This is a genomic window from Variovorax saccharolyticus, assembly GCF_030316765.1.
Lineage (GTDB): Bacteria > Pseudomonadota > Gammaproteobacteria > Burkholderiales > Burkholderiaceae_C > Variovorax > Variovorax saccharolyticus.
In genome coordinates this window covers 26,542-50,574 of the sequence record NZ_JASZYT010000003.1, presented here as the reverse complement: position 1 = coordinate 50,574, position 24,033 = coordinate 26,542, and the positions used below count along the sequence as shown (strand labels likewise).

At 73.8% G+C, this 24,033-nt stretch carries 16 protein-coding genes; 9 read left to right on the top strand and 7 right to left on the bottom strand.

Annotation, left to right across the window (positions count from 1 at the left end):
- From QTI45_RS10885 to QTI45_RS10850, 8 genes are all read left to right on the top strand, one after another.
- Positions 1-1,530 carry a hypothetical protein gene (locus QTI45_RS10885; RefSeq protein WP_286654350.1) on the top strand — a complete coding sequence of 510 codons (1,530 nt, stop codon included), beginning with the start codon at positions 1-3 and terminating at the stop codon, positions 1,528-1,530.
- Positions 1,527-3,482, top strand: coding sequence for an ATP-binding protein (locus tag QTI45_RS10880; protein WP_286654349.1), 1,956 nt, complete (start codon positions 1,527-1,529; stop codon positions 3,480-3,482). The genes QTI45_RS10885 and QTI45_RS10880 overlap by 4 nt, the downstream gene beginning before the upstream one ends.
- Positions 3,482-8,281, top strand: a complete 4,800-nt coding sequence (locus tag QTI45_RS10875) for a hypothetical protein (RefSeq protein WP_286654348.1) — start codon at positions 3,482-3,484, stop codon at positions 8,279-8,281. The genes QTI45_RS10880 and QTI45_RS10875 overlap by 1 nt, the downstream gene beginning before the upstream one ends.
- Entirely contained in the window at positions 8,278-9,237 is a 960-nt protein-coding gene (locus QTI45_RS10870; RefSeq protein WP_286654347.1) for a hypothetical protein, read from the top strand. Before QTI45_RS10875 ends, QTI45_RS10870 begins: the two co-directional genes overlap by 4 nt.
- Before the next feature lie 12 nt (positions 9,238-9,249).
- Positions 9,250-10,557, top strand: coding sequence for an eCIS core domain-containing protein (locus tag QTI45_RS10865; RefSeq protein WP_286654346.1), 1,308 nt, complete (start codon positions 9,250-9,252; stop codon positions 10,555-10,557).
- A gap of 49 nt (positions 10,558-10,606) precedes the next feature.
- Positions 10,607-12,271, top strand: a complete 1,665-nt coding sequence (locus tag QTI45_RS10860) for an eCIS core domain-containing protein (protein WP_286654345.1) — start codon at positions 10,607-10,609, stop codon at positions 12,269-12,271.
- Between the two features lie 120 nt (positions 12,272-12,391).
- Positions 12,392-13,003, top strand: a complete 612-nt coding sequence (locus QTI45_RS10855; protein ID WP_286372754.1) for a HEAT repeat domain-containing protein — start codon at positions 12,392-12,394, stop codon at positions 13,001-13,003.
- A 66-nt stretch (positions 13,004-13,069) separates the two neighbouring features.
- On the top strand, positions 13,070-15,412 hold the full coding sequence (locus QTI45_RS10850) for a fatty acid cis/trans isomerase (RefSeq protein ID WP_286654344.1): 2,343 nt from the start codon (positions 13,070-13,072) through the stop codon (positions 15,410-15,412).
- A 12-nt stretch (positions 15,413-15,424) separates the two neighbouring features.
- Here QTI45_RS10850 and cueR read toward each other — a convergent pair whose 3' ends face one another.
- The 4 genes from cueR to QTI45_RS10830 form a co-directional block, all read right to left on the bottom strand.
- Positions 15,425-15,826, bottom strand: coding sequence for a Cu(I)-responsive transcriptional regulator (gene cueR / locus QTI45_RS10845; protein ID WP_286372752.1), 402 nt, complete (start codon positions 15,824-15,826; stop codon positions 15,425-15,427).
- Positions 15,823-18,066 carry a heavy metal translocating P-type ATPase gene (locus QTI45_RS10840; protein ID WP_286654343.1) on the bottom strand — a complete coding sequence of 748 codons (2,244 nt, stop codon included), beginning with the start codon at positions 18,064-18,066 and terminating at the stop codon, positions 15,823-15,825. Before QTI45_RS10840 ends, cueR begins: the two co-directional genes overlap by 4 nt.
- An 82-nt stretch (positions 18,067-18,148) precedes the next feature.
- The gene (locus QTI45_RS10835) at positions 18,149-19,435 is read right to left on the bottom strand and encodes a c-type cytochrome (RefSeq protein WP_286654342.1); all 1,287 of its coding nucleotides are present in this window, start codon (positions 19,433-19,435) and stop codon (positions 18,149-18,151) included.
- A gap of 8 nt (positions 19,436-19,443) precedes the next feature.
- On the bottom strand, positions 19,444-20,151 hold the full coding sequence (locus QTI45_RS10830; RefSeq protein ID WP_286654341.1) for a c-type cytochrome: 708 nt from the start codon (positions 20,149-20,151) through the stop codon (positions 19,444-19,446).
- 114 nt (positions 20,152-20,265) lie between these two features.
- Here QTI45_RS10830 and QTI45_RS10825 point away from each other — a divergent pair, with 114 nt between their 5' ends.
- On the top strand, positions 20,266-21,006 hold the full coding sequence (locus QTI45_RS10825) for a DUF1345 domain-containing protein (RefSeq protein WP_286654340.1): 741 nt from the start codon (positions 20,266-20,268) through the stop codon (positions 21,004-21,006).
- Here QTI45_RS10825 and QTI45_RS10820 read toward each other — a convergent pair.
- From QTI45_RS10820 to QTI45_RS10810, 3 genes are all read right to left on the bottom strand, one after another.
- Positions 20,956-21,840: a DMT family transporter gene (locus QTI45_RS10820; protein ID WP_286654711.1), complete on the bottom strand. Its 885-nt coding sequence runs from the start codon at positions 21,838-21,840 to the stop codon at positions 20,956-20,958. The genes QTI45_RS10825 and QTI45_RS10820 overlap by 51 nt on opposite strands.
- Before the next feature lie 83 nt (positions 21,841-21,923).
- Positions 21,924-22,421 (bottom strand): methylated-DNA--[protein]-cysteine S-methyltransferase, encoded by a 498-nt coding sequence (locus tag QTI45_RS10815; RefSeq protein ID WP_286654339.1) that lies wholly within the window; start codon positions 22,419-22,421, stop codon positions 21,924-21,926.
- A 5-nt stretch (positions 22,422-22,426) separates the two neighbouring features.
- Positions 22,427-23,995 carry a DNA-3-methyladenine glycosylase 2 family protein gene (locus QTI45_RS10810; RefSeq protein ID WP_286654338.1) on the bottom strand — a complete coding sequence of 523 codons (1,569 nt, stop codon included), beginning with the start codon at positions 23,993-23,995 and terminating at the stop codon, positions 22,427-22,429.
- Positions 23,996-24,033 lie beyond the last annotated feature (38 nt).

Genomic DNA, 24,033 nt, shown 5'->3' with positions numbered 1-24,033 from the left:
ATGAGCCTTGCGCAACGTCACGCCCGGCGCCTGCGGCTCGTGGCCGGCAGCGAGGAGGCGGCGCGCGCCGCCGTGCCGCGGCTCGAGGACGCGCTGCGCTGCGCCAGCCTGCCCGATGCCGGCAGCCGGCTGTTGCTGGTGCGGCGGCTGGCGTTGGGACGCTTGCCGCGGCAGGCCTCGTCGCAGGCGATCGCGCGCTTGATCGAGGCCCGCTTCGCCGATGGCGGCGCCCGCTGGACAGAGGGCGCGACCGACGACCGGAGCGGGGCCGAGCGCATCGTGTTCGCGAGTGCCTGGCATGCGCGCGTGGCGCTGGCGGGCCGGCTGCTGCGCGGCGAGCCCGCGAGCGCCTGGTACTGGCCGCTGGCGGTGCCCGAGTTCCGTGCCGGCATCGCCGCCGGCGACAACCTGCGCGCCATCGCGCGCACGCTGGCGCAATCGGCCGAGGCGCGCGTGGCCTTGCCGGCGTGGGCCGTGCACGTGGTGCGCGCGGGTGGCGCGCAGCGGCTGGCGGCGCTGATTCCGGAGCGCTTCGGCGAGGCGCTGCTGCGCGAGGCGGGCTTGCCGCTGCCGGTCGTGGGGCAGGGCAGGGCGAACGCGGCCGACGCCTCGGCCGCACGGTCTTCGGCGGCGAGTGGCGGCACTCATTCCGATCGGCGCCGGATAGCCTCGATGCCGCCCTGGTTGCAAGGCCTGCTGCAGGCGGGGGCTGGGTCCGATGCGGACACCGGCATGGCGCTGCCGAGGGCGCGGCGAGCGTCGCCGCGCGCGAATGCGGCCCAGGCGGATCGGCGCGATGGCGTCGAAGATCGCGCGGTGCCGGAGGCCGGGCCGCCAGTCCGTCCGGCGCGCGAAGCGCTCGCGCCTCGCACGCCGCGGCAGGAGGCTGCGCCGGAAACAGGGCCGGTGTCGACACCGCGGCCGGTGGTCGCGTCGTCGATGGCCCGCGATGCGCCTGCGGTCGGCGCCGCATCGGCCTCGCGCGAGGCTCGAATCGATTCGTCGGTCGCCGCGCTCGGCGCAGCCACCGAGGGCGGCGAGCTCGCCGACAGCGGCAGCGGCCCGCTCTCCACCGCCTTCGCCGGCCTGCCGTTCCTGCTGCCGGTGCTGGCCCACCTCGGGCTGCCGCGCTGGGTCGAAGCCGAGCCCGGCGCGGGCGATCCGGCCGACTGGGCGCGGGCGGTGCTGGCCGCCGCGCTGGTCCGCCTGCGGGCGCCGCGGGACGATCCGGCCTGGGCGATCGCGATGCCCGCGACGCCGCTGCTCGCCGATGGCCGGCGCGCCGACGAACAGGTCGGGCACTGGCTGACCACGGTGCGCCGCTGGCTGCGCCGCGAAGCCCGCATCGGCCTGGCGAGCCTGGTGCGCCGGCCCGGTCGGCTGGGCCTGACGCCGACCCATCTCGACATGCATTTCGCGCTGACCGCGGTCGACCTGCGCGTGCGCCGGCTCGGGCTCGACATCGATCCGGGCTGGCTGCCGTGGTTCGGCCGCGTGGTCTGCTTCCACTACGAGGAGCAGCCGCCATGAACGCGCCCACGCGCACGCTGCCGGCGCCCGCGCTCCATGCGCTGGCCTTGTCGGCGCTGCAGGGCCTGGAGCCGCTGGCGGGGCCGCAATCCGATGCCGAAGCCCGCTGGCTGGCGAGCCGCTGCACGGCCTTCGAGGATGGGCCGCGGGCTGCGCTGCAAGCCTGGCTCGCGGTGCCGCCGGCCGAAGACCAACTCCTGCACACGCTGGCCGCCACCTTGCCGCTGCAGCCGGTGGAGCTGATCGCGGTGGCACTGGCGGCGGCGGTCGAGACCGATGCGATGGCCGGCCGCGTGCTGGCCTGGCTGCAGGCGCCGGTCGGCGGTTCGCGGCCCACGGTCGGGCTGGTGCTGGCCGCGGCCGAGGCCCTCGGGCTCGGCGGCTCGGTGCTGACGCTGCTCGAAGGCGCGGCCCGCGAACACGGTCTGCTGCAGCTCGATTCCGACATCGAGAGCAGCCGCCGCCCGCTGCCCGAGCAGTCCCTGCAGGTGCCGCTGCCGCTGGTGCTGGCGCTGCGCGAAGGACGCTCGCTGTGGCCCGGCGTCGAACTGCGGCACGGTGATCCGGCGGCCGCGGTGCCATCGCTGGTCGGCGCCGCCGCCCACCAGGCGCAGGCGCTGAAGGCCGGCGGCGGCGCGCTGGCGATCCGCAGCGGCCATCCGCGCGAGGCCCGCAGCGCGGCCGGACTGGTGGCCGAGGCGCTGGGCCTGCGCGCCGCCTTCTTCGAGCAGGAGCCGCCCAAGGGCGCCGGCTTGTGGCTGGCGCTTTCGGGCGCGCTGCCGGTGCTGTGCCTCGAGCTCGCGCCCGGCGAGTCGCGCAAGCTGCCGCGCCTGCCCGGCTACCGCGGCCCGCTGCTCGTGGCCTGCGGGCCCGACGGCAGTTTCGAGCGCGACGGCGACACGGTCGACAGCTGGCGCGTGCCGCTGCCCGACGCGGCCGAGCGCACCGGGCTCTGGCAGCGGCACCTGGCGGACCCCGAGACCGCCCGGCGCGTCGGCATGCAGTACCGCTACGACGCCGCGCGCATCCAGCAGCTGGGCCGCGCGGCGCGCTACCAGGCCGGGCTCGAGGGCGCGGCCGCGCTGCACCGCGGCCATGTGGGCACGGCCGCGCGCAGCGGCGTGGCGGCCGAGCTCGGCACCCTGGCCGAGCTGATGCCGGAGGAGATCGCCGAGGAGGTGCTGGTGATCCCTCCGGGCCTGCGCGATGGCCTGCAATCGCTGCGCCGCCGATGCGAGCTGCGGGAGTGCCTGGCCGAGGGCCTGGGCGCTTCGGCCCGCACGCGCTACAAGCCGGGCGTGCGCGCGCTCTTCGTCGGGCCTTCGGGCACCGGCAAGACGCTGGCCGCGGGCTGGCTGGCGACGCAGCTCGGGCTGCCGCTGTACCGGGTCGACGTCGCCTCGGTCACCAGCAAGTACATCGGCGAGACCGAGAAGAACCTGGCCCAGCTGTTTGCGCGCGCGGAGCATGCCGAGGTGCTGCTGCTGTTCGACGAGGCCGATTCGCTGTTCGGCAAGCGAACCGAGGTCAAGGAGTCGAACGACCGCTTCGCCAATGCGCAGACCAACTACCTGCTGCAGCGCATCGAGTCTTTCGAGGGCATCGTGGTGCTGACCAGCAACAGCCGCACGCGCTTCGACAGCGCCTTCACGCGGCGGCTCGACGCGATCCTCGATTTTCCGCAGCCGACACCCGAGGAGCGCCGCGCGCTGTGGGTCGGCCATCTCGGCGATGCGCATGCGCTGTCGAGCGGCGACCTGAACCGCCTGGCGGTGGGCTGCGACCTGGCCGGCGGCCATATCCGCAACATCGTGCTGAGCGCGTCGGCGCGCGCGCGCCATGAAGCGCGGCCGATCGGCTATGCGGACGCGCTGCATGCGGTCGCAGCCGAATGCCGCAAGCTCGGCCGGCAGATGCCGGCGGGCCTGGGGCCGGGCCTGCCGGAGGCGTGATGGGCGCGGCGCTGGCGCTGTCTCCGCGCGTGCGGGCACCGCCGCGCCGGGAGTCGCGCACGGAGCCTGCCGCCACGCGCGAGCCGCTGGGCGAGTCCGGGCCCGGGACGGCCGTTCCGGAGCCCGAGCCGGCCGGCATGCCGAGGTACCTGGGTGCCGGGTCGGCGCTCGACACCGCGGTCGGCACGGCGCACGACCTGATGACGGCCGAGGGGCCGTTGGCCAGCGTGGTCGACGACAGCGTGCCGCTGCGCCAATCGATCGCCGCGCGGAGGGAAAGCGCCATCGCGTTGCCCGGTGATACCGAGGCCATCGCGTCCTTCGCGCCGGAGCCGGCGGTGGAGGACGCTGCGGCGGAAGAGGCGGCGGAAGAGGCCGGCGCCGCAACGCGCGACGCCGACGCCGATCCGTCACGAGCGCGAACGCGCTCGGTCGATGGCGGCGGCGCGGGCGATGAAGACGGCGCCGCCGATGAAGCCGCGCCCGCCGGCGAAGCGACGCCGGCGGAGGGCGCCGCCGACGGCGGCAGCGGCGAGGCCGGGGCAACGGGCGAAGGCGGCGAAGGCGGCGAAGCGGGCGGGGCCGGTGCAGGGTCCGGCGGCGAGGGCGCGGGCGGCGGCGGGTCCGGTGCCGCGGGCCGGGGCAGCGGGGGGCCGGCCGCCGATGGCGTGGCGGCGGGCGGCGAGTCGCCCGCCGGCGCCGACGCGATGGCGGCGCTGGCGACCGGCGACATCGCGATGATCGACACCGAGCTCGCCGAGCACCAGCGCTGGGGCAGCGCCGCCGCGCGTGTCGGTGCTGCCGGCAGCACGACCCGCGCCGATTTCATCGTCGCCGCGGCCGGCGCCGGCGCGCTGGGCGCCTTCGGCCACGGCGCGCTGATGGGCGCCGCGATGGGGGCCGGCACCCAGGCCGTGGAGCTGGGCGTCGGCCGGCTGGTGGCGCGGCTGGCGGGTCCGGCGCTGGCGCGCAGCTTTCCGCTGCCGGCGATCGGCGCGGTGATCGGCGGCGTCTTCTCGGCCTACGACCTCGCGACCCGCGACTGGGGCCGCACGGGCGAGACCATCGGCCGCTTCGGCGAGGGCGGCTCGATCTACGAGCAGCTGGCCAACAGCATCGCCGCGGTGTCCGAGATCATCGGCATCGCGACCGCGGTGCTCAACGTGATCGCCGGCGTGATCGGCGCGATCTCGATCGCGATGTGGATCATCACGGTGCTGACCGTCGGCGTCGCCACGCCGCTGGCGGCCACGCTGTCGACCATCGCGGGTGCGATCGGCATCGCCACCATGATCCTCGACGGCATCAACGCGCTGGTGCTGCAGCGGCTGGTGACCTTGTTCCGTGCGCTCCACACTTTCACCAGCCAGGCCGACCCGACCGATGTCGAGGCCCAGGGCGGGCGCATCGGCGAGGCCGCGGGCGCCAGTGCCGGCTTCGTCGGCGGCATGGCGGGCGGGCTGGCGGGTGCCGGCCTCACCGGCGCCGCCGGCCGCCGCATGGGCCTGGGCCACGAGCCGCCGCCGCGCGTGCCCGATGCCGAGCCGCCGCGCGTGGCCGCTGGCGACGGACCGACAATCACGGCCGATCCGCCGCCGGTCGAAGCCGGCCTGCCGGCCGGGGACCGGCCCGCGATCCTGCCGCCCGAGCCCGCGTCTCCGCGCCCCATCGCCGACAGCGCCGGGCCGGTGGCCGAGCTGCCGGGCTCCACCGTGGCCGCGCCCGAAGTCGTCGATCCGCATGCGGCCACGATGCCGGCCCCCGAAGTGGTGGACCCGCACGGTCCGACGATGCCGGCGCCAGAGCCGGTGGACCCGCACGCGTCGACGATGCCCGCGCCAGAGCCGGTGGACCCGCACGCGTCGACGATGCCCGCGCCAGAGCCGGTCGACCCGCATGCGCCGACGATGCCAGCCCCCGAAGTCGTCGACCCCCGCGCGCCCACGGCCTTGCCCGAAGGCGGCGGCATGCCGGAGATTCCGGGCCCGCCGCGCCTGCCCAACATCGAACCGCTGCCCGACTACGGCGTCGAGCTGCCCGGCTGGAACCCGGCCGAGCCCAGTCCCTATGCGCCGACGCAGCGCCCGCCGCCGATCGATCCCCTGGCGCCGACGATGCCGGTGCCCGAGGTGGTGGATCCGCATGCATCGACGATGCTCGCGCCCGAAGCCGTCGATCCGCATGCCGCGACGATGCTCGCGCCCGAGGCCGTCGATCCCCGTGCCTCTACGGTGCCGTCACCCGAGGTGGTCGACCCGCACGCGCCGACCTCCTTGCCCGAGGACGGCGGGACGCCGGAGATCCCGGGCCCGCCGCGGATGCCCAACATCGAGCCGCCGCCGGACTACGGCGTCGATCTGCCCGACTGGAACCCGGCCGAGCCCAGTCCCTACGCCCCCACTGAGCGCCCGCCGCCGATCGATCCCCTGGCGCCGACGGTGCCGGTGCCCGAAGTCATCGATCCGCTGGCTCCGACGGTGCGCGTGCCCGAAGTCGTCGATCCGCATGCGCCCACGATGCCTGGCCTCTTGGACGCACCTGGCCCGGTGGGGCCTGCGGCCGATCCGGCCAGCTTCGCGAGCCTCAACCAGACGGCCGCCGAGTTGGCCGCTTCGCCCTTCGGCGATCGCCTGGCCGCTGACGTGATGACGCCGATGCAGGACGTGCCCCGCGACGCGGCGAGCAGCCGCGCGGCGGTGCTGGACGAAGCCTATGCCGGCATCCGCGAGGAGCGTCCGGCCGGCTGGGACCCGGCCGCCGGTCTGCAGGACCAGCACTGGACGAAGGTGCGCGACGCCACGGTCAACGCCACCGGCACGCTGCCGGCATCGGCGGAGGCGATCAACGCCAACCGAAGTCCGCTGCAGTCGCGGCGCGCGGGCGAGGCCTCGCTGCTGCTCGGCACCGAAGGCGTTCCGGCCTCGGAGTTCGCGAATCCGGCACAGCGCGGCACCGACTACTTCATCGACGATACCGGTGCCGGCCGGGTCGGCGAGCCGCGCCGCGGTCGGGGGGCGCAGCAAGAGCTGCCCTTCGGGCCGCCGGAGGCGCCGTTCGAGCGGCGCTACGGCACGGAGCACCGCTTCGCCGACCGCTACCTGATCCCCGAGATGCGCGCGCAGATCGCCGAGTCGCGCGCCCGCGCCGGCCTGCCGCCGCTGGACGACGTGCAGCTCACGGTGGCCGCCGGCGAGCAGGCGCGCTATGTGATGGAAGGCGTGCCCGCCACCGACTTGCAGCAGCGCCCGACGCAGCCCTGGTCGGGCCGCGTGGTCGAGCCGAGCCGCGGCCCGGTGCAGATGCTGCTTGCGCCCGAAGTGCTGGCGCCCGATCTTCATGCGCAGGGCCGAACCGTGGAAGTTCCGCCACGCGCGCCGCGGGCCGAGCCATCGGGTCAGCTGTCGCTCGATTTTTCGCGTCCGGTGCCCGACCCGAACCAGATGTCCCTCGCCTTCGGGGAACCGGCGCGGCCGATCGCGCAACCGCAAACCCAGCCCCAGTCCCAGTCCCAGTCCCAGTCCCAGTCCCAGTCCCAGTCCCAGTCCCAGTCCCAGTCCCAGTCCCAGTCCCAACTCCCCCCTGCGACCGTGCGCAGCACCGTGCCGGCCGAGGCGATCCCGCGGGCCGCGCCGGTCACGTCCGCTGGACGCGTCGTGCCCGCCGAACCGGTCGCGCCCGCCGGACGGATTGCACCCGCCGAGCCGGTCGCACCCGTCGTGGCGCCCGCCAGGCCCGCCGCGCCGGTGCCGCGTGCCGGCAGCACACCCGAAGCCCGGGTGGCCCGCGCCGGCACCATCGGCAGCGTGGCCGGGGCCCTGATCGGCGGCCCCGGCGGCGCCATGCTGGGAGCCCGGGTCGGCGCCGGCGTCGCGCGCCGCGCCGAGGACTTCAACGCCGGCGTCGCCCGTGGCGCCGAGCCGATCGTCGAGCCGGTCAACCCGGCCTATCCGCCGCCGCCCGGCACGGGCTCGCGGCAGGAACTGGTCGACATGCAGAACCGGCTGCTGGCGATCCTGGCGGCGCGGGCCCAGGCCGAGGCGCTGCAGAATGCGATGGCGGCCGACGCCGGCCATCACGAGGCGAACAGCGTGCCGCTGGCCGACCTCAACACGCGCACCGGCGAGGCCATGACCGCGGCCCAGGCGCACCAGCAGGCGACCGCGCAGCGCAGCGCCGCCAACCAGCAGCAGCAGACCGAGGAGGGCAACGTGGGCAGCACCCTGACGGACTACGGCAACCGCGCCGCCGGGCTGGCCATGATCACCGGGCCGCTGGAGGGTTTCACGACCTTCACCTCGCTGGCCCACCTGCTGCCCGACGACCCGCAGGTGCTGGTCGGCGCCAAGCGCGGCATCCTGCGCATGAACGCCGACGGCCAGCGCTTCCTGGAGGCGCTGCACGGCGTCGATGGCGCCGTCGCCGAGCAGCAGGCCGCCACGCCGGCGCGCGAGAGCGGCATCGAAGCCAATGCCGGCCGCCTCGAAAGCACCGCCGCAGGCAACTCCGCGGCCCAGGGCCAGCTCGGCGTGGCGCAGTCCGGCGGCGCGGCGCTGGCCTCGCGCAACGACGCGCGCGCGGCCGACTCGCGGCGCCGCGAGGGCCAGGCGGCGGCCACCGGCGGCCAGCTCGACCACCAGGCCGAGGACACGCGCACCGGCATTGCCGACCTGTCGGGCCAGTGGCAGGCCTGGGCGCAGGCGCACCGCCAGGCCCGCGAAACCGCGATCGCGCAGACGCGCGAGGCGATGGTGGCGCGCGGCTGGCGGCCACGCGAGACCAGCCCGGGAGTGGCACCGTGAACTCGCCTCGCCTGGTGGCCGCGCAGCAGGCGCTGGCGCACGCCGACTGGCAAGCTGCCGCGAGGCAATTGCGCCGCGCCGCGGCCGAAGCGGCGGCCCGCGGCGAAGCGCAGCGGGCGGCGCATTGCGAGCAGATGGCGGCCTCGCTCCATCGCGCCGCCGGCTCGCTCGACGAATCGCTGGCGGCGGCCGCGCGCAGCGCCGCGCGCGACAGCGGCTCGCCGCGCGCTCGGTTCGCGGCCGAGGCCGAGCGCGCCGAAACGCTGTTCGCCGCCGGCGAGTTCGCGGGCGCCGCGCGGTCCTGGTCGGCGGCGCTGAAGGAGGCCGATGCGCTGGGCCTGCCCGAGGTGCCGCGGGCGACCGTGCTGCGCCGCCAGGCGCTGTGCCTGGCCCATGGCGGGGAGGTCGCAGCGGCCTGGGCCGTGTTCGACGAGGCGGCCTCGCGGATGGCCGGTGCGGACATCGCGCATGCCTCGGCCTGGGTCGACATCGAGCATGCGCAGGCCGCTTGCGAGGCGGGCGAGGGGGTGCACGCCCAGCAGGTGCTGGCGCGCGAACGCGTCGGCCGCGCGGCCGCCGACGACCTGCACCTGCGCGCCCAGCGGCTCTGCGTGAGCGCCGCCTGCGCGCTGTCCCGCGGCGAGGCCACGTCGGCCCGCACCGAGGCGCTGGCCGCGCGCGAGGCCGCGCTCGCCGCGGTCGCGCCGCTGGCCTACTTCGCGGCCGCCGTGAGCCTGGCGCGCGCTGCCGACGCGCTCGGCGAGCGCGCCGAGGCCTACCGGAGCCTGGCCACCGCCTGGGTCACGCTGGCCGACCTTCTGGGGCCGGAGGTCGGCCGTTCCTGGGTCGAGCCGGTGCTGGCCGCGTTCCAGTGGCAGTGGGGCGCGGAAAGCTTCGCGGCCGTGCGTGCCGAGCATGACCGCGCGCGCCGGGCGCAGCTCGGCCGGGCCGATTGAGGCGCACCCGCCATGCGCTACACCTCGCGCCGCCGACCCGATGCAGCCGGCGAAGCCGCGCCGGCGCCGGCCGCGAAGCCGCAGGACGGCCGCGCGTTGCCGCGCTTCCTGCGCGCCGACTTCGAACGCGGCGGCGTCGACCTGTCGCGCGTGCGCGTCCACGACGGTCCCGAGGCCGACGCGCTGGCCCGGCGTCACGGGGCGCAGGCCGTCACCGTGGCCGACGACATCTACTTCAAGGCCGGTCAGTTCGCGCCCGGCACCGAGCCCGGCCGCCGTCTGCTGGCGCACGAACTCACGCACACGCTGCAGCAGGCCGGTGCGGCCCCCGCGGCCGGCGCGATGCGGGTGTCGGAGCCCGGCGACGCCAGCGAGCGCGAGGCCGATGCGCAGGCGGCGCGCTGGCTGCAGGGCGGCACGCCGAAGCTCACGCCGATGCCCGCCGGCGTGCTGAGCCGCCAGCCGGACCCGCAGGCCGGTGCCTCGGCGGCGGCCCAGCCGGTGCCGGCGGCGCAGGCCGCGGCGATGCGGCTGCCGCTCTACACGAGCTACTTCGACCAGGTGGTGCCCGGCGTGCTGCAGGCGATCGAGGCCCATGGCGACATTCCCTTCGATCGCGCGCTGTGGCTCATCACGCAGTCCTATGGCGAGCAGTCGCCGCTCAGCGTGAACGACAAGGGGAAGGTCAGCTACTACCTGCCGTCGGAGCATCGCAACCGGCTGTTCAACGAACACGCGAGCGTCGCCGAAGACAAGACGCCGCTGCCCGGCCAGGAGAGCGAAGGCGTGAGCATCCACATGCTGGCGCAGAAGGAGTTCAAGAACGGCGCCTACGTCAATGCGCCGAGCCCGACCTTCGGCTACGACTCGACGGCGCGCTCCACCGAGCACCATCTGGCGCTGCTCAAGCAGCGCCGCCCCGGCGTCTACGACTCGCTCAAGGGCGGTGCCTCCTTCGGTGGCTTCGTCGACGACCTGAAGAGTTCGGGCTACGCCACCGAGCCGGCCTACGTGGAACGGCTCAAGGGCCTGCAGGGCCAGGTCGCGAAGCAGGTCGGCGACTGGTTGAAGTTCCGCGTGCCCGAGATGCGCGAACGGGTCGAGCGCATGGTCGACTACCAGGCCTTCCTGAAGGACAACCTGGCCGATTGGCAGCGCCGGCTGGCGAGCGAGCCCGACCCGGTCGGCGACAACGCCCGCCAGTGCGCCAGCAGCCAGGGGCTGGTCGACGGCATGGCGATCGAGCTTGCCGCGGTGCGCGCCGACCTCGCGCGGATGGAGCGCTTCGCCGGCTCGATCAAGGTGAAGTTGCCCGGCTAGCGGCGCAGGAAGATGATGCGATGCAAGGAGCCTCCCGATGAGACATGCCATGGGACGACAGCCGGGCGCGCCGCGCGCCGGCCAGGCAGCCGGTGGTTCGCGCGCTGCCGCGGCCGGCTTGCGCGGCGGCCTGCCGCGCTTCCTCCAGCTCAAGGTGGGGCGCGCCGGCGATGCGCTCGAACATGAATCCGACCGCGCGGCCGGTCCGGACGCCCGCCCATCGGCCGCCGGTCGCCCGCGCCCGCTGCCGCCGCGAAGCCCGTCACCGCTGGCCGCGGAAAGCGGATCGCGGGGCGAGGCGCTCGACGCGCGCACGCGCCGCGCCATGGAATCGCGCTTCGGCGCCGACTTCTCCTCGGTGCGAACCCACACCGGCCCGCAGGCCTCGCTGCTCGCGCAGGACCTCGGCGCCGCTGCCTTCACGCACGGCCAGGACGTGTTCTACGGCGCCGGGCAGCGGCCGGGCGACGACACGCTGACCGCCCACGAGCTCTCGCACGTGGTGCAGCAGTCGGGCGGCGGCGCCGGCCTCGGCGCCGCGCCCGATGCCATCCAACGCAGCACCAACGGCAGCTTCCCGGTGGCCAACGGCGGCTTCGAGATCGACCTGCAGACGCGCGAAGGCGGCGTCAACACGCCGCCCACGCACAGCGGTCTCGACGGCTACATCCGCTTCGTGCCGGGCGAGGATTCGCCGTTGTCGAACCAGATCGAGATGGTGCAGATCGTGAAGCTGACCGACGTCAAGGGCAGCGACGTGCAGCCCGGCTCGCTGCCGGCGGATCGGGCGGGGCGCGGCGCATCGGGCGAGCCCGGCATCCTGACCGAGGACAACCCCGACACCGGCGTCGAGGGCGGCTTCTTCACCGACGTCTACCACGGCGGCACCGGCGGCGCCGGCTCGGCGCCGGCCGGCGAGGCGCTGTCGCCCAGCTTCAATTTCCAGCCGGCGGCGCCCGGCACCGTGGGCTCGGTCGGTCAGGTCAGGCAGCCCGACTTCTACGGCGGCGGCACCGGTGGCGTGCTCGGCCGCACCTCGGGCTTCAAGCGCTCCAACGATGCGGCCGACATCCGGTCGGCGGCGCTCTACGACCAGCCCGGCATCGCCAGCGCGGCGGTCGACCTCGACTTCGTCTTCGAGTCGGTCGCGGTGGCGGCGGACAAGGGGCTCGATCTCGCGGCGGTCCACTGGGGCTTCGGCATCCGCTCGGGCAAGGTGATCGACGAGCACCTGTCGGTGGCCGACGGCGCCTCGGCCACCTTCGACGAAGCCGTGGAGCGGCACCGCGAGTTCTATGTCCACGAGCCGGCGGTCTTCTACTTCGACTTCGACAGCGCGGTGCTCAGCGCCTCCGAGGCCGGGCGCATCGACGACTTCATGCCCTATCTGCTGCGCAACACCGACGTCATCGTGTCGCTCGAAGGCTCGGCCGACCAGGTCGGCGGCAACAGCCGCTACAACACCAACCTGTCGCTGTCCCGCGTCGACGCGGTCGAGGCGGCGCTGCTGGCGCGCGGCCTGCCGCGCTCGCGCCTGGACTGGATCTCGGTCGGCGTCGGCGCCTCGACCGCCGCCACCCCCGACGCCGGCACCGGCGACCAGGGCGGCGATGCCGCGGTCGGCGCCGACCAGTCGCGCGAAGCCAACCGCTGGGCCAACCGGCGCGTGGTCGTCAGCTTCTCCCGGCCGGCGCCGGTGTCGAGGGGGCCATGAGCGCCGCCCGGCCGCCCGAAGGCGCTCGCACCGCAGTGCGCAGCACGGAGGTCTCTCCATGAGCGCCGCCCGGCCGCCCGAAGGCGCTCGCACCGTAGTGCGCAGCACGGAGGTCTCTCCATGAGCGCCGCGCCGGAAGGTCCGGGCGGCCTCGGCGGGCTCGATGCCGCCGACCCGACCGACCGCGCCCGCGCGCTCGCCACGCTGGTGGTCGCGGGCCGGGCGTCCACGCCGGTGCTGCTGCGCGCCCTGCAGAGCGGCCACGCCCCGGTGCGCGAGAAGGCCGCCCAGGGCCTGGCCGAGATCGCCGACCCGGTGGCCGCCGACGCCTTGCGCGCCGCGCTCGCCGATCCCGATCCGCTGGTGCGCGGGCGTGCCGCCCAGGGCCTGGCCGCGATCGGCACGCCCGATGCGCTCGATGCGCTCGCACTGACCTTCGACGACCATCCCGACGTGCTGCGCGCGCCGCACACGCTGGCGACCTACGTGCTGATGGCACGCGGCGCCGATGCGCTGCCGGTGATCGCGCCGCTGCTGGATGCGCCGGCGCCCCTGACCCGCCAGCGCGCCTTCGCGGTGCTGCAGGCGGTGGTGCCGATGCTGCCCGGGGTGGACGATTGGGCCACGCTCTGGCGCTCGCTCGGCGCCTACGACCCGAACGATCCGGATGCCGGCGCGCGCGCCGCCGCCGCCGCGCGATGGCGGCAGTGGATCGACGCCCGCGGCCCCTGACGCGCTGCCCCGAAGCTAGACCACGGTTACATTGCGTGATCCACAGTCGAAGCCGAAAGCAGCCGCATGCGTCGTGTCGCATCCCTGATCCTGGTCCTCGTGCTCGCCGCCTGCACGACGATCGCACTCCACCGCTTCGACCAGCTCTACGGGCCGGCCGACCCCAGGCGCTTCGACCAGCCGCTGGCGCCGCCGCCCGGCGAGTCCTATGCGCAGACCATCCAGCCGATCCTCGACCGCCGCTGCGTGGCCTGCCACGCCTGCTACGACGCCCCGTGCCAGCTCAAGGCCACGGCCTGGGAGGGCCTGGCGCGCGGCGCCAGCAAGACCCCGGTCTATGACGCCACGCGCCTGCTGGCGGCGCAGCCCACGCGGCTGTTCGTCGATGCGCAGAAGCCCTCCGAGTGGCGCGAACTCGGCTTCTTCCCGGTGCTCAACGAGCATGCGCCCACGCCCGAGGCGAACCGCGCCGCGGGCCTGATGCATCGCCTGCTGATGCAGAAGGAGAAGCATCCGCTGCCCACCAGCGGCATCGTCGGCGGCGGCCTCGACTTCTCGATCGACCGCGAAGCGATGTGCCCGGCCGGTGCCCAGATCGACGAGTACGAGCGCAAGATGCCGCTCGGCGGGATGCCCTTCGGACTGCCGGGACTGAGCCCGGCCGAGCTCGGCGTGCTGAGCCGCTGGATCGAGCGCGGCGCACCCTACGAAGGCCCGGCGCCGGTCACGCCGCTGGCGCTGCAGCGCATCGCGATGTGGGAGCGCTTCTTCAACGGCGACACGCCGAAGGAGCGGCTCTTCAGCCGCTATGCCTTCGAGCACCTGTTCCTGGCCCACCTCTACTTCGACGACGATCCCGAGCGCCAGTACTTCCGGATGGTGCGATCGACGACGCCGCCCGGACAGCCGGTGGCGCTGATCGCCAGCCGCCGGCCGGTCGACGATCCGGGCGTCGAGCGCTTCTACTACCGCCTCGTTCCGGAACGCGAGACCATCGTCGCCAAGACCCACATGCCTTATGCGCTCGGCGCCACGCGCATGGCCCGCTGGCGATCGCTGTTCCTCGATGCGCCCTACACGGTCGATCGCCTGCCGGGCTACAGCGCCGACACCGCGGCCAATCCCTTCGCCACCTTCGCGGCGCTGCCGGTCGATGCGCGCTACCGCTTCATGCTCGACGAGGCCGAGTACACGATCATGGGTTTCATCAAGGGCCCGGTGTGCCGCGGCCAGATGGCACTCGACGTCATCGACGACCGCTTCTGGGTCACCTTCCTCTCGCCCTCCGTGGGCGACCACCGCGAGCAGGCGGACCTGCTGGCGCGCGACGCCAACCTGCTGCGCCTGCCCACCGGCAGCAGCAACGAGCAGGTGATCACGCCCTGGCTGCACTACGCGAAACTCGAGAACGAGTACCTGCGCGTCAAGTCGGAGTTCCTGGCCCGGGGCCTGGGCGGCCCGCAGAACCTCGACCTTCGCCTGGTGTGGGACGGCGACGGCCGCAACCCCAACGCCGCGCTCACCGTGTTCCGGCATTTCGACAGCGCCAGCGTGGTCAAGGGGCTGGTCGGCGAGCCGCCCAAGACCGCCTGGGTCATCGGCTATCCGTTGCTGGAGCGCATCCACTACCTGCTGGTCGCCAACTACGACGTCTTCGGCAACATCGGCCACCAGCTCAACTCGCGCCTCTACATGGACTTCCTGCGGATGGAGGGCGAGTTCAACTTCCTCGTCCTGCTGCCGCAGGCGCAGCGCATCGCGACGCGCGACTACTGGTACCGCGCCGACAGCGCCTCGACGCGCGAGCAGGTCTACGGCGGGCCGTCGACCACGCTGCCGATCGACAGCGGCATTCGCTACCGGACGGCCGATGCGCGGCTGGAACTGCTCGGCATGCTGAAGACGCGACTGGCGCCGGTACTGGCCAAGGACTTCGAGCTCGACCGCGCGCCCGCGGTATGGCGGGCGCCGCTGCGCGCGCTGGGCGAGGTGCGCGGTGCGTCCCTGGAGTGGCTGCCCGAGGATGCGGCCCTGGTGGTCGAGGCGCCCGGCGCCGCGCCCGCCACCTTCAGCCTGCTGCGCAACACCGGCCATGCGAGCGTGTCGCAGCTGATCGGCGAGCGGCGCGAACTGCGGCCCGACGAGAACACGCTGACGCTCGTGCCCGGCATCATCGGTGCCTATCCGAATGCGTTCTACCGGGTCAGCCCGGCGCAGCTGCCGGCGATGACCGAGGCGCTCCGCGGCCTCAAGTCCGAGGCCGACTACGCGGCCTTCTCCGAGCGCTATGCGGTGCGCCGCACCAACCCCGACTTCTGGTCCGTGAGCGACGGGCTGGTCGAGCGCTATCGCCGCGACCAGCCGCTGCAGGCCGGCATCCTGGACCTCAACCGCTTCGAGAACCGCTGAGCGCAGCGCGCGTCATTCGGCGAGTTCGTCGAGGATGGGGCAGTCCGGCCGATGATCGCCATGGCAGCAGGCCGCCAGCCGCTCGAGCGTCCGTTTCATCGCCGTCATCTCCTCGATGCGGCGGTGCAGGTCGGCCGCGTGGTCCAGCGCGATGCGCTTGACGTCGGCGCTGGCGCGGCCCTTGTTCTGCCACAGCTTGAGCAGTTCGGCGATCTCGGCCATGCTGAAGCCGAGGTCGCGCGCACGCCTGATGAAGCGCAGCGTGTGCACGTTGCTATCGGTGTACTGCCGGTAGCCGGCGTCGGTGCGGGCGACCTCGGGCAGCAGGCCCAGCGATTCGTAGTGCCGCACCATCTTGGCCGAGACCCCCGAGCGGGACGCCGCCTCGCCGATGTTGAAAGGCGCCTGGCTCATTGCGTGTGTCCCTTCCAGCGCCGCAGCAGCAGCGCGTTGCCCACCACGCTGACGCTGCTGAAGGCCATCGCGGCACCGGCGATCACCGGGTTCAGCAGGCCGAAGGCGGCCAGCGGTATGCCGACCACGTTGTAGGCGAAGGCCCAGAACAGGTTCTGCCGGATCTTGGCGTAGGTGCGGCGCGAGATGTCGATGGCGTCGCTGACCAGCGCCGGGTCGCCGCGCATCAGCGTGATGCCGGCCGCGTGCATCGCGACATCGGTGCCGGTGGACATCGCGATGCCGACGTCGGCCGCGGCCAGGGCCGGCGCGTCGTTGATGCCGTCGCCCACCATCGCGACGCGCACGCCATCGGCCTTGAGCTGGCCGATGATGGCCGCCTTGTCCTCCGGCAGCACTTCGGCCCGCACGGTGTCGATCTTCAGCAGCCGAGCCACCGCCTCGGCGCTGCCGCGGTTGTCGCCCGACACCAGCGCCGTCCGGATGCCTTGCGCATGCAGCCTCTGGATGGCGGCGGCGGCGCTGGCCTTGGGCTGGTCGCCGAAGGCCAGCAGGCCGAGCAGGGTCGGGCGCGCGCCCAGGTCGGCCAGCCAGGACACGGTGCGGCCCTCGGACTGCAGCTGCGACGCGCGCTCGCCCAGCTTGCCCAGCGGCACCGAGAGTTCGCGCATGTAGCGCGTGCTGCCCAGGCGCAGCGCGCGGCCGTCGACATCGGCCGAGACCCCGCGCCCGGCCACCGCGCGCACCTGTGCCGCACGGCCGGGCTCGACGCCGGCCTTGCGGGCTGCCTCCAGCACGGCGCGGGCCAGCGGATGCTCGCTGCCCGCCTGCAGCGTCGCCGCGGCACGAAGCAGGGCGCCGGCATCGCCGTCCACGGCCTCCAAAGCCACCAGCTCGGGGCGGCCTTCGGTCAGCGTGCCGGTCTTGTCGAAGGCCACGATGCCGATGGCGTGCGCAACCTCGAGTGCCTCGGCATCCTTGATCAGCACGCCGTGCCGCGCAGCGACGCCGGTGCCGGCCATGATCGCGGTCGGGGTCGCCAGCCCGAGCGCGCAGGGGCAGGCGATGACCAGCACCGCGACCGCGTTGAGGATCGCGTCTTCCCACTGGCCGGTGACCAGCCCCCAGCCCAGGAAGGTCAGGAGCGCGATGCCGATCACCACCGGCACGAAGACGCTGCTGACCTGGTCGACCAGGCGCTGGATCGGGGCCTTCCTGGCCTGCGCCGATTCGACCAGCCGGACGATCCGCGCCAGCGTGGTCTCGGCACCGACCGCGGTGGTCCGCACCAGCAGCAGGCCTTCGCCGTTGACCGAGCCGCCGGTGACGGGGTCGTCCGCCTGCTTGGCGAGCGGCAGGCTTTCGCCGGTGATGAGCGACTCGTCGACTTCGCTGCGGCCCTCGATCACCCGGCCATCGACCGGCACGCGCTCGCCCGGACGGATGACGACCAGGTCGTCGATCCGCACCTGCGCCAGCGGCAGGTCCTGCTCGACGCCGGCGCGGCGCACCCGGGCGTGCTCGGGACGCAGCGCCTGCAGCGCGCGGATCGCCTCGGTGGTCTGGCGCTTGGCCCGTGTCTCGAGCCACTTGCCGAGCAGCACCAGCGTGATGACCACCGCCGAGGCTTCGAAGTACAGGTGCGGCGGCATGCCATGGCCGGCATGCGCGAGGAGCAGGTAGACGCTGAGCCCGTAGGCGGCGCTGGTGCCGAGGGCGACCAGCAGGTCCATGTTGCCGGCACCGGCCTTGAGCGCCTTCCAGCCGGCGCGGTAGAAGCGCGCGCCGAGCCAGAACTGGACCGGCGTGGCCAGCAGCAGCTGCAGCCAGCCGGGGAGCATCCAGTCGGCGCCGGCCAGCATCCCGAACATCGGCAGCACCAGGGGGGTCGACAGGAGCGCCGCCGCGGCGACCGGCCAGCCCTCGTTGCCGCGGCGTGGCGGCGCAGCGGCGCCGTCCGCGCCGCTGGTCGCTGCTTCGCCATCGGCCGGCAGCTCGCCGACGCTGTAGCCCGCCTTCTCGACCGCGGCGCGCAGGCTGTCGAGCGCGACCGAGCCGTCGGTCCGCACGCTGGCTGCCTCGGTCGCCAGGTTGACGCTGGTCCCGGTGACGCCGGCGACCGCGCCCAGCGCCTTCTCGACACGCATCACGCAGGACGCGCAGCTCATGCCTTCGATCGGCAGCGAAAATTCCTGGAAGCCGGCGGCGCCTTCGGGCGCCAGTGCCAGGCTGCTGTTCATTGATTGCTCCTTGTTCTCGAGCCCCGGGGATGAGGCTTGAAGCAAGTATCAACCTTCCCATGATGGGATGGTCAAGGCGTGCTCAGCGGCGCATCATTTCGCGGGCACTGACAGCCGGCGCGTCGTTGCCCCAGGAGGCGCGCACGAAGGTCAGCACTGCCGCGACATCGTCGTCGTCCAGCACCTGGTTGAAGGGCGGCATGCCGTAGGGGCGGGGATTGCCGGCGGTGGACGGCAGGAAGCCGCCATGGCGCACCACCTGGATCAGGTTGGCGGTGGAATCCATCAGCACGGCGCGGTTGCCAGCCAGCGCGGGGTAGGCCCCCTGCGCGCCCTGGCCCAGATCGCCGTGACAGTAGGCGCAGCGCTGGTCGTAGACCTTCGCGCCGCGTTCCATCACGCGGGCGTCGCGGCGCGCCGGGGCAGCGGCGGGCGCGGCGGCGGCGGCCGCGGCGGGTCCGGCGTCCGGCAGCGCCTTGAGGTACACGGCCATGGCGCGCAGGTCGGCGTCGTCCAGGTACTGCGTGCTGCGGAACACCACGTCGGCCATTGGCCCCATCACCGAGCCGCGCGGCGAGGTGCCGGTCTTGAGCAGCGCCACGATGTCATGCGGGTCCCAGTCGCCGACGCCCGCTTCGCGCCGCGAGGTCAGCGAGGGTGCATACCAGTTTTCGACCGGAATCAGGCCCCCCGAGAGCCCGAGCTTTTCTTCGGTGGCACCGAGCACGTTGCGGCTGCCGTGGCAGGCGATGCAGTGGCCCAGGCCCTCGACCAGGTAGGCGCCGCGGTTCCATTCGGCCGGCCGTGCCGGTTCGGGGGCGAAGCTGCCCGGCGTGAACGACAGGGCGCGCCAGACCGCCAGCGCAGCCTGGGTGTCGTAGGGAAAGCGCAGCTTGTGCGCGAGGTTGGGCGTGGCTGCGGGTGGAATGCTCTGCAGGTAGGCGAAGAGGGCGTCGGAATCCTCGCGCGTGACGCGCGTGAAGTTCGGGTACGGGAACGCCGGGTAGAGCAGGCGGCCGTCCTTCGAGCGGCCGTTGTGCATCGCGCGCCAGAAGTGCGCCGCGCTCCAGCCGCCGATGCCGGCCTTCGGGTCGGGCGTGAGGTTGCTCGAGAACACGGTGCCGAAGGGGGTCTCGATGCCCACGCCACCGCCATAGGCGGCGCCACCGCGGGTCGTGTGGCAGCCGGCGCAGTTGCCCGCCAGCGCCAGGTAGCGGCCGCGCTCGATCTGCGCCGCGGTCGGCGTGACGGGCGCTGCCGCGACATCCGGCAGCGGCTCTTCGCCGCGCAGGTTCAGTGCCACGACGGCCGCGACCGCGAGCAGCGCCAGGGAGGCCAGGACGGCCAGGAAATAGAAGAGTCGTCGCATGGCGGGCTTCAGCGGTTCATGGCGCTGCAAGGCGTCGGAAGCGGGGCCGGCAAGGCGGCCAGGGGCCGGGTGTCGGCGGGCATCGGCTGCAGCGCCAGCCAGCTGGCGACGGCTTTGATGTCGGCGCTGTCGAGCTTCCGGCCGACCTCGGCCATACAGTCGGGCGCCAGGGCGTGGCGGTCGTTCGTGAGCCAGGCGCCCAGCTGCGACGACAGGTAGAGGCGCGGCAGCCCGAGCAGGCCCGGGATGCCGGGCTGCACGCCGGTCAGCGCCGCGCCATGGCATTGCGCGCAGGCCGGGATGCCGCGCGCCGCATCGCCCTGGAGCGCCAGCGCCTTGCCGCGCGCCAGCATCGCGGGCGAGGCGTCGGTCGCGGCCGGAATCGATGGATAGGGCAGGTCGAGGCCGGCGAAGTACGCCGCGAGCTCGCGCAGATAGGCATCCGACAGGTGCCGCACCATGTGCGTCATGTCGGCGTTGAAGCGGCGGCCGTCGCGAAAGCTCAGCAGCTGGTTGTAGAGATAGCCCTCGGGCTTGCCCGACAGGCGCGGGAAATAGCCGCCGTCGGTGCTGGCGCCCTCGCGGCCGTGGCAGGCGATGCAGGCGGCCGCGCGCTGCGCGATGGTGTCCGGGACCTGCATCGGTGGCGTCGCCGCGGCGGCCGCCAGGCCCCAGGCGGACAGCAGCAGGGCTTGCAGGAGGCGGGTGATTTTCATGCGTGGTGTGTTTTTCCCAGTCCCCGACTGTCGGCGATAGGGCCCGGGACGAACAGGCTCAGTGTGAGGCCAATCGATCGGATCAGTTGGACGGCGAGCGGCTACAGTCGCCGCATGCATTGGCGATACACCCAGATGCCGGGATGGCTGCGGCTGCTCTGCAGCGCCGCGGTCGGCCTGCTGGTCGGCCTCGGGCTCGGGCTGCTTCCCGGCCCGATCGACGCCGTCACGCGCGGCCTGGTCGGCTGGTGCACCGGGGCCGCCTCGTACCTGCTGCCGGCCTGGTGGCTGGCCGAGACCTGCGACCCCGATCGCACCCGCGCACGGGCCCAGGCGCAGGACCAGCCCAATGCGCTGATCCTGGCGATCATGGTGAGCGTGGTCGGCGTCAGCATGGTGGTGATCGCGATGCTGCTGCGCAGCGTGCCGCAGCTGTGCGGGGCCCAGCGCATCGGCCACGTCGTGCTCGGCCTGGTGGCGCTGACCGGCTCGTGGCTCATGATCCACACGATCTACGCCTTTCACTACGCGCACCGCTACTACCAGTCGGAGATCGACCCCAAGCCAAAGGGGCCCGGCCTCAAGTTCCCGGGCAAGGCGGCGCCGGACTACTTCGACTTTCTCTACCACTCGTTCGTGGTCGGCATGACCTCGCAGGTCTCCGACGTCCAGGTCACCTCGCGCGAGATGCGCCGCATCACGCTGGTGCACGGCGTGCTCTCTTTCGGCTTCAACATGCTGGTGCTGGCGCTGTCGATCAATGTCGTGGCCTCGTCGATGCAGGGCGGCCCGGGCAACGATGCCTCAGCCGGCGGCGGTGCCGCGTCGGCCCAGCTTGACCAGTCCTGTCGATAGCGCGACGCCGCAGACGATCACCACCGCACAGATCAGCATCCACTGGGTGATCTGCTCGCCGAGGAACACGGCACCGTAGAACAGCGCGAACACCGGCACCAGGAAGGTCACGGTGAGCGCCCGCGCCGGGCCGGCGCGCTCGATCAGCCGGAAGAACAGGATGTAGGCCAGGCCGGTGCAGGCGGTGCCGACCGCGACCAGCGCCAGCCACGCCTTCAGGCTCGGCATCTGCGCCGGCCAGAGCCAGGCGGCGGGCAGCGCCAAGGCGAGCGTCGCGCCGATCTGGCTGCCGGTGGCGGTGGCCATCACGGGCACGCCGGTCAGGTACTTGCGGGTCAGGTTGGCCGAGAAGGCGTAGCAGATGCAGGCCGCCAGGCAGGCCGCGATGGCCCACCGGGCCGCACTCTCGTCGGCACCCGAATGGAAGCCGGCGCCACGCCCGGCCAGCATCGCCACGCCGGCGAAGCCAATCACCAGGCCCAGGATGCGCGAGCGGTCGGGGCGGTCCTTGAACCAGGCCCAGGCCACCAGCGCGCCGAACATCGGCACGGTGGCATTGATCACCGCGGCCAGCCCGCTGTTGAGCGTCAGCAGGCCGAAGGCGAAGAAGGCGAAGGGCAGGCCGGAGTTCAGGATGCCGATGCCGAGCGCGGGCTTCCAGTGCTGCTTGAACGCGGGCCACTGGCCGCGCAGGAACAGCAGCGGCAGCAGGAACAGCATCGCGATCGCGACCCGCACCGCCGCCGTCGGCAGGGCGCCGAACTCGGCCGCGCCGATGCGCATGAACAGGAAGGAAGCGCCCCACAGCGCACCCAGCAGCAGCAGGTCGAGCAGCCAGGCGCGGCTGGCGGTCTTCGGATTGGTGGCGGCCTGGGCGGCGCTGTCGGGTTGCGGGCTGGCGGTGCACTCTCCTTCGCTCACAGTGCGCCTTCCAGTTCCAGCAGCGCCGTCTTGCGCTCGAGTCCGCCGGCGTAGCCGGTGAGCGAGCCGTCGGCGCCGAGCACGCGGTGGCAGGGCACGATCACGCTGATCGGATTGCGCCCGACCGCTGCGCCGACCGCGCGCACCGCGGCCGGATTGCCGACGCCGGCGCTCAGGGCACCGTAGCTGGTGGTCTTGCCGGCCGGGATGGCGAGCAGCGCCCGCCACACCGACTGCTGGAAGGCGGTGCCGTGCGAGAGGTCCAGCGGCAGGTCGAAGCGGTCGCGCCGGCCGGCGAAGTAGTCGGCGAGCTGGGTCGCGGCCTGGCGCAGCACCGGGTGCGCGTCGTCGGTCTGCCAGCCGCGGGTGTCGGGCCAGTGGCGCTGCTGGTCGAACCAGGTGCCGGCCAGCCCCTGGTCGGTGGCCGCCAGCGTGATGCCGCCGAGCGGGCTCTCGATGTGGGTGCTGTAGAGGGTCGAGGTCTTGAACTTCATGGCGATCACGCGGTGGCGCCGGTGCGGGCGCGGGTGGGAGTATGGCGCGCGGTCGTGGCGGATGCCTCGGCCGCCGGCGGCGCTGCGGGGCGGTGCCAGGCGCGCAGCACGGCGTAGCCGCGCCATGGCCGCCAGGCTTGGGAAGCTTCGGCGGCGGCGCGCGCCGTGCCGACCCCGAGCGCTTTCTGCAGCGCCACGTCGCCGGCCGGGAAGGCGTCGGGCCAGCGCAGGGCACGCATCGCGATGTACTGCGCGGTCCAGTCGCCGATGCCCGGCAACGCCTGCAGGGCCGCCAGGGTGGCGGGCACGTCGGCGCCGGCATGCAGCGCGAGCCGGCCTTCGAGCATCTCGCGCGCCACCGCGAACAGGGCCGACTGCCGCTGGCGCACGATGCCGAGCTGGCCCAGCGCATCGCCGCTGGCGCCGGCGATCGCCGCCGGGGTCGGAAACAGGCGGTCGAGCCCGTCGATGGGCGTCGCGATCGGCTCGCCGAAGGCCTCGACCAGGCGCGAGCCCAGCGTGCGTGCGGCGGCCACCGTGATCTGCTGGCCGAGCACCGCGCGCACCGCGAGTTCGAAGCCGTCGACCGTGCCGGGCACGCGCAGCCCGTCGCCCTCGGGGAAGCTGGCATGCAGCACGCCGTTGATCACCATCGGCTCGGCGTCCAGGTCGAGCAGGGCGCGCACGCGGCTGATCACGGTCGGCAGGACCACGGCGAGCGAATCGCCGACCCGCAGCAGCACCTGCTCGCGCGCGGGGTCGAAGCGCAGCTGCAGCCAGCCCGCGAGGCTGCGGCCACCCTGCGAGACCCGCAGCGTTCGCCCGAAGCGGGGCTGGCCACCGCTGTCGCTGGTCTGCTCGACGCCGCGCAGCGCCCGGCGGGCGAAGAAATCGAGCATCGCCGCGCCGTCGTAGGGCGGGCGGAAGCCCAGCCGCACCTCGACCGATTCGCCGGCCTGCCCGACGCGCACGGCACCGGCGCGCCGCAACGCGCTCGGGTTCAAGCCGTAGTGGGTGACGAAGGCGGCGTTGAAGCGGCGCACGCTGGCGAAACCGCTGGCCAGCGCGACCTGGGTCATCGGCAGCCGGGTGTCGGCGATCAGCTGCTTGGCGGCCAGCAGCCGACGGGTCTGCAGGTACTGCAGCGGCGAGACGCCGAACTGGGACTCGAAGATGCGGCGCAGGTGGCGGTCGCTGACGCCGAGCCGGGCCGCGATGCGGGCCGCGCCCGGCCCCTCTTCGGTCCAGGCGTCGGGCTCGTCGATCAGGCGCGCGGCCTGCAGCGCGAGGATGCGCGAGGCGTCTTCGGTCGACCAGCTCGCGGCCCGCGGCGCCAGCTCCGGCCGGCAGCGCAGGCAGGGCCTGAAGCCGGCCGCCTCGGCTTGCGCGGCATGGCGGAAGAAGCAGCAGTTCTCGCGCCGCGGCAGCTTGACGCGGCAGACCGGCCGGCAATAGACGCCGGTGGAGGTCACGCCGGTGAAGAAGGAGCCGTCGAAGCGCGCATCGTGGGCCTTCATGGCCAGGTAGCAGGCATCGCTTTCGAGTCCGGCGGTGGGGGCGGGAGTGGCTGGCATGCGGGGATGATACGGCCGCACTTTGAGAGAAAGTAGCC